Genomic DNA, 7,279 nt, shown 5'->3' on the forward strand with positions numbered 1-7,279 from the left:
ACCCTAATGGCGAAGAAGCGGTTGCGGATTTTTCCCTAACCATCCCGAAGGGATCCACAGTCTGCCTGCTGGGCATGACGGGAAGCGGCAAAACAACCATTGCCAATCTGCTGGCTCGGTTTTATGATCCCACCGAAGGTAATATTACCATCGATGGAATCGACATTCGCCGCTGGGATTTATCCAATCTCCGCAGTCAAATCGGGTTTGTGTTTCAGGACAACTATCTCTTTTCAACCACGCTCAGGGATAACATTACCATGGGTGAACAGGCAGATGAGGAGCAGCTCCGCCAGGCTATTGAAGCAGCCCAGGCTCAAAGCTTTATCGATAACCTTCCCGATGGACTGGACACTATCGTTGGAGAACGGGGCATCGGGCTGTCTGGAGGCGAACGGCAGAGAATCGCTATTGCCAGAGCCATTCTCCAAGGACCACCAATTCTCATCTTTGATGATTCATCGGCAAGTTTGGACATGAAAACAGAAGCCTCTCTGCAGCAGGCTTTAAACGATCTTTATCAGGGCAGAACCGTAATCGTGATTGCTCAAAGGGTAACCACTGCCCAATCAGCCGACCATGTTGTAGTCTTAGATGGAGGTAGAATTGTAGAGCAGGGTACACATCAGGAGCTGCTTGCCAAAAACGGCGTTTACACAGAACTCTACCGCATCCAGAGTGAAAATATGAGCTTACTTGTGGAATCAGAGGTGAACAGCAGTGACAAATAAGGAACCTGAGCGGCGGCAGGGGACAATCCGCGATCTCATGCTGTTAGTTCCCTACATTAAGCCTCAGTTGGGAAAACTGTGGGCAGCGATCGGATTGATGATTGCCGCCAGCTTAATCAGCATCTTCATGCCTATGTTTATCCGCTCGGCAATTGATAACCATATCATAGACGGAAACCTAAAAGGATTATTTACCCTGGTTTCACTTGCAGTGGCGCTGACGATGGCTATGAGCGGAGCCAATATTCTGCGGGCACGGCTGATGGCCTATGTCGGGCAAAGTTCGATCAAGGCTGTACGCAATGATCTGTTTGCCAAAATGCAGCTTTTGCCGGTAAAGTTCTTTGATAAAGTTCCCGTCGGCAAGCTGATCACCCGCTTAACGAGTGACGTTGATGCTCTGCAGGAACTAGTGGGCAACGCTATCGTCAGCATGGTAATAGATTCTTTAAAGCTGGTGGGTTTTTTAGCAGTAATGTTCTGGCTTGACTGGCGCTTAACCTTAGTGACTCTGGCAGTAGCACCAATTTTAGCCTTTGCCCTCACCTACCTCACAGCTCGAATCGGCAAAGCGGAGGATTTGGTGCGGGAACAGACCTCGGTGGTTAATACTAATCTGCAGGAAAGTATATCCGGCATCAGAGTAATTCAAGGCTTTAACGCTGAAGAATATTTCCATGAGAAGTTCCAAAAAGAAAACCACAGCCTACTCCAAGCCGGCATGAAGGCCATTGCAACCTACTCCTATTTCTGGCCCACCGTTGACCTGTCCTGGGTTTTAAGCTCAGCGGCAATTCTCTTTTTCGGAGGCCGCTGGGTTTTGGATGGAACCACAACTCCTGGTACCTTAGTTGCCATGACTTCTTATGCCGGGCAGTTTTTTGGTCCACTGCGGGGATTATCCCAAGCGTACCGAATTATCCAAAGAGCGCTCGCCGGTGCAGTTAGAATCAATGAAATTATGGCATCGGAAGTCGAGGTTGACGAAAACCTGCCTCCCATGCCGCCAATCAGGGGCAGTGTTGAATTTGATCAGGTTACCTTTGGCTACGATCCTGATGAGATAGTACTTCACAATATCAGTATAAAAGCTGAACCCGGTGAAACCATTGCTCTGGTAGGACATACTGGCGCGGGAAAAACTTCGATCATTAATCTGCTGTGCCGCTTTTATGATCCACTGGAAGGCAGAATCCTAGTAGATGGCATCAACATTCACGAGCATGAACTGGCAAGCTACCGCAGACAGATTGGACTTGTGCTTCAAGATCCGTTCCTGTTCTCAGGGACTTTGAGGGAAAATCTCCAGTTCGGTAAGCCCACAGCCACCGATGAAGAGATTTGGAAGGCACTGGAGACAGTTGGACTGGCAGAGACTTTTGCTCAGCACAATGTGACTTTAGATACGGTTCTTACTGAGCGGGGAGCAAACTTCTCAACAGGACAACGACAGCTGATCTCCTTCGCCCGGGCATTGATTTCTGATCCGAGAATCTTAATTCTTGATGAGGCGACAGCCCATGTAGACACGCTAACCGAGCAGAAAGTGCAGCGAGCTTTGGCTGAGCTCCTAAAAGGGCGCACTTCATTTGTGATTGCTCACCGCCTGTCGACCATCCGCAACGCGGATCAAATTATTGTCATCGGCAAAGGCCGGATCTTAGAACAGGGTACTCATGAAGAACTTCTCGCTTTAAAAGGCGAGTACTGGCAGCTGTCTACCAGCCAGATGATCGCAAAAACTGAATAGACTGGATAAAAGTTAAAGCTATCAGTGTTTTAGAATACTGGTAGCTTTTTCATTTAAACTATCCAAACCCCAGCCTTAACATTCTTCAGATATATTTCAACAAACCGAAGTTGTGTTATTTTTTAGGAAGGAATACCCCCAGATATTGTAGAATGGTTAATTTTAGATGAATATCAGCACATTTGACAGAAAAGTATGAAAGGAGGGCAGCACTGTTTTCTATCCATTAAACTAATTAAGGAGGAGCATAGATGTATAAAAAGAATCTTCTGCTTGTATTAGTTCTAGTTTTAGCTGTAGGCTTGAGCGGATGTTTATCTTTCTTAAAACCTGAGCCGAAGGAATTGGAAGTAAAACCAGCTGCCGTTGAGATTGAAGTGGGCAATTCCCAAAAATTAACTGTCACCGTTAAAGATGAAAAAGGAAAAGAAATTAAGAAAATAGATGGCAAAGACATCAAGTGGGTTATCGAAGATAAAGTTGTTGAGCCTCTTGAAGAAAACGACGAAGAAGCAGAACCAGTAGCTGTGTTGTCCGCTAACACAGGCAAAGAAGTTACTGTAACCGGTAAAAAAGTTGGTGAAGCAGTAATCACTGTTTCATATAACGACATCGTCAATGAGGTCGATGTAACTGTTAAGGAAGCAACTGAAGATCCTGGCGATGATGAAGAAGAGGAAGATAATATTCTGTTCGATGAAAAAGTTGAAGCAGCAGATAAAGACACGTTCTTTAGCACTGACTACAAGAAACTAACCGAAGACTCAAATATGCCGTTTTACCACATTAAAGGCGGAGGCAGTGGCATTACCGTTGAGAATGGTAAATTAGTATTATCTGGAGCACGTTTCACTGCAGGTATGCCGAATGATCATGAGAATACTGCCAGCGACAAGACCGCAAACGGTGTCCTCGATTTATCCAAGCCCTATAAAATAAGAATCGAATATTCGGATCCGGGTACATTCGAAGACAGCGAAGGCAATGTACCAGAATTAAGCACTAAGAGGTTTTTCGTTTATCTCGACAATAACACAACTTCATACAAGAACACTCAACATAGTTTTGATTCCAGAATTATTGAGCTGAACATGGAAGAACTCAAAGATCGGGTTGATTCTGAAACAAGTATAGGAGTTATTGAAGTTGAACCAGAACTCGGAACAGAAACTTCATTCCTGCAGTTCAGAACCGAATCAAACAGTAGTGTTACTCTCTTGAGAATTACTGTTGAGTATATTGAGGAGTAGATCACACCCCATTGTTTAAGAGCTCGATTCAATAGTAAGATGCCAATCTCGGTCTGTAACATGAACAGATTCAGATTACAATCTTGCCCTTGGCTTGCCAACAATGATGAACTGTTGGTAAGCCAAATTATACCTTTTTGGGGGGTTTAAGGATTGAAACGAAACATTCTGCTTGTATCACTGCTGGTTTTTGCTGTGACGTTTTCGGGATGCTTAAGTATTTTCAACAAACTGGAGAAAATTGTTGTTTCGGCAGACAATGATACAATTAAGCAAGGCGAGTCGGTAAATCTTTCTGCCAAGGGTTTTGGCAAAAATAATAAAGAAATACCTTTATCTAAACTCCAATGGAAATTAAATGATGAAACATTAGGCGAATTAGAAACTGATGGTTCTAAAGCAGTGTTTACTGCCAATGAAAATGCTGAAGGTAAAGTAAAAATCACTGTTTCTCAGGGCAAAGTCTCTGATTCAATCGAGATTACAATCGAAAAAGCCGATGAAGAGCCTGAACCAGAACCAGTCAATCGCGAACAGCTTGAACAGTTGATAAATGAGGCTGAAACTTTACTGGACGAAACCACAGTAGGCGACGAGCCCGGTCAAGTCAGTGAAGCTGATTATACAGCACTGCAGAGTGCTTTAGATAATGCCAACGCCGTAAATGAAAATGAAGAAGCTACTCAAGAACAGGTTGACGAAGCTGCCAATCTCTTAAGCGCAGCTATTGCCTCATTCAAAGAAGCGATTATTCCAGAGCCAGACCCTGTTAATAAAGACGCTCTGATTACCGCTGTTAACGAAGCAGAAGAACTCTTGGAGAATACTCCAAGCGGCATTTACAAGGGACAGGCTCCGGTTCATGCCCATGCTGAGTTAGAAGCCGCTGTGAACGCAGCGACAGTAGTAGTCGATGACGATGAAGCCGCTCAAGAAGATGTCGACGAAGCTGTAACTGCTCTAGAAGCAGCAATTTCCAAGTTTAACTCGGAAATAGTTACTGCGGAAGATCCACTTAAGGTTCATACATTCACCATTGACAGTTCTTATTCCGGTGCATTTACTACTGATGGTAAGGGAGCAATTGAATACAACACCGATCCGGCTTATATCAAGTCTGGAACAACAAGCCTTAAACATACTATAATAGGAAACCCATCACCGTTCAGAGTTCGAGTCGCTCATCCAAATTGGATTACCGATTGGCGCGAATATGACCATATAACATTGTGGTTTTATGTTGAAAATACCGAGGGACTGAACAGAGACTACGCTTTCATTTTCCAATATCCAGATGGAACAGAACGCAAAACACTTAAGCGCTCAGCATTCCAAAACGGATGGAATGAGCTTGTATTTAATCTGAGAGATGATTTAGGCTTAACCAATGAACAACTTGCAGATATGAACCTTTACTTTCAGTTCATTTTAAGAAATGCTGATGGGGAGATTTCTGTTTATATCGACGAAATTCGCCTCATTCAGCTGGAAGAAGTCATCATTGTTGATAAAACTGCACTAGAATCAGCAATTACAGAGGCAGAAGCGTTAAAGAGCGGTACACCTGTAGGCAGCGAGCCTGGTCATGCTCCGGAAGCTGCTCATACAGCACTGCAAGCAGCCATTGACGAAGCTAAAGGTGTATTAAACGATCCCGAAGCTGACCAAGATACAATTGACAGTGCCGTTGTGGCAATAAATACTGCTGTAGCAGAATTCATCGAAGCAATAATCAAAGAAGATTCAACGTTGATTATATCCGAGGACTTTACTGGTTTAACCAGCATAGATGACTTCTGGAAGGCCAGTTACAAATCACTGCCTGGTGATCCAGATCAACCGATGTACAAACTAACCGGAGGCAAGATCACACTCGAGAACGGCATGCTTGTACTTGATGGGGCAAGATTTACCATCGGTATGCCTAGTGACAGAGCAGAGACTACAGACGCAGATACCGACGCCGGAGGAACTTTTGACCTCAGCAAATCATATAAAATAACAGTGGAATATGATACAGTTAGTGGAGAGCTGTCTAAAAAATTCCAGATCTATATTGACAATAACACTACATCTGCAGGAAAATCTATCCACGCTTCAAAAGGAAGTACAGCTTCCAGACCATACAGTGTATCTCTAGAAGCCCTTCCCGAGAATGGAGTTATAGAGGTAACACCGAATGTTGGAACCGAAAACTCTTTTATTCAGCTGAGAGTTGAAAGTAGTGCGATTATCAAGATTAAGAGTTTCAAAGTTGAGTACCTATAGACTACTCTGGAGCTAATAACAGTGGAGGTCTATATCCTTGGCTGCTGATACAAATCTGTCAGCAGCCAACTCTTTATTATGTATGCCTACTGCATAGATAATAATAGTCATTAGACAGACTTGAAGAAAGAAGGTCGAACTATGCGGTTAAAGTACTTATTTGTTCTGATCTTAATTTTATCATTAGCTATGACGGGCTGTTTTTCGGCTTCTAAGGCTAAAATCACAATAGAAATTGAAGCCGCAGGCTCTGAAATTTTTATTAACGAATCAATTGTTTTAAATGCAGTGATCAAAGAAAACGGCAGTGAACTCATCGTAGATGATTCTGAAATATTATGGGAGCTGGAAGGAAGTGACGCCGAGTTAAGCGCGCCCAGCGGCAGGCAGGTTGTTCTTACTGGGATTAAGAGTGGATCCGTGTCTATTACCGCATCATTTAAAGGGACAAAATCCAAAGCGGTAGTCATTACAATTATTGAGCCAAAAGAAACTCTCCTTTTCAGGGAAACTTTTGACAGCATTCCAGATGGCTCTAGACTGAAGGATGCAGCTTCGCTCCTTGATAATCCCAGTTCCCTTCACGCTATTTCAGGAACTATTCCTGTAAACAGCGGGATAATTGAAATGGGCAGCCAGCGTTTTGCCCTCTCAATACCGGGACTGGATAAGGCTGTTAAACCGGTATTGAGACTAATCATCAAAAATGATGATCGGAGCGGAACTCCTGTTAGCGGTTTGAAACTTGCAGTTGGCAGTCAGTATTCCACAGGCGGTGCCGAGTTTCGTGCCCATGGCGAGCACCCTATCACAAACGCAGATTTTCAGGTTATCGAGATAAACCTCAACACCGAGTACACCGGCACAGGCATCCTTAATTTCCGAGGCATTGTCGGAAGCAGCGGTGCAGCCGGATTGTTTATCGACCAAATAGAGATATGGGATCTGAAGGATGGATCTCCTCCGACCGATCCAGAAGAGCCAGATGATCCGGATCCAAATGATCCTAACCCAGAGATACCATCAGATCCCCCTCCGACCATAGATGATGCCTTCTTTGGGCTGGTGGGTTGGGCAGCGGAAAACGGTGGAACTACAGGTGGAGCCGGATGTCCGCAGGAGAAAATCCTGTTTATCGACAACGGCAGGGACTTATACGATGAGCTTTACAAAAACGAAAGAAGGCATAAAGGAGACTCCAAATACGGCGAGCCTTACCCACTCATTATCTATATCACCGGCAAAATTACTCCGGAAAACACCGGCGAAAAGAAAATTGA

The 7,279-nt window shown here is 44.2% G+C and carries 5 protein-coding genes; all 5 read left to right on the top strand.

From position 1 onward, the window contains the following. Positions 1-731, top strand: a 731-nt coding sequence (locus GX019_09890; protein HHT37470.1) for an ATP-binding cassette domain-containing protein, incomplete at its 5' end; no start/stop codon positions are given. Continuing rightward, a complete protein-coding gene (locus tag GX019_09895; protein ID HHT37471.1) occupies positions 721-2,481 on the top strand; it encodes an ABC transporter ATP-binding protein in 1,761 nt (586 codons plus the stop codon). The genes GX019_09890 and GX019_09895, both read left to right, overlap by 11 nt. Positions 2,482-2,732: 251 nt before the next feature. Further along, a complete protein-coding gene (locus GX019_09900) occupies positions 2,733-3,731 on the top strand; it encodes an Ig-like domain-containing protein (protein HHT37472.1) in 999 nt (332 codons plus the stop codon). Between the two features lie 153 nt (positions 3,732-3,884). After that, entirely contained in the window at positions 3,885-5,999 is a 2,115-nt protein-coding gene (locus tag GX019_09905) for a hypothetical protein (protein HHT37473.1), read from the top strand. A gap of 141 nt (positions 6,000-6,140) precedes the next feature. Further along, positions 6,141-7,279 (top strand): hypothetical protein (locus GX019_09910; GenBank protein ID HHT37474.1); only part of this gene is annotated, 1,139 nt, incomplete at its 3' end.

The sequence above is a fragment of the Bacillota bacterium genome, from assembly GCA_012837335.1.
Taxonomy (GTDB): domain Bacteria; phylum Bacillota; class Limnochordia; order Darwinibacteriales; family DTU012; genus DTU012.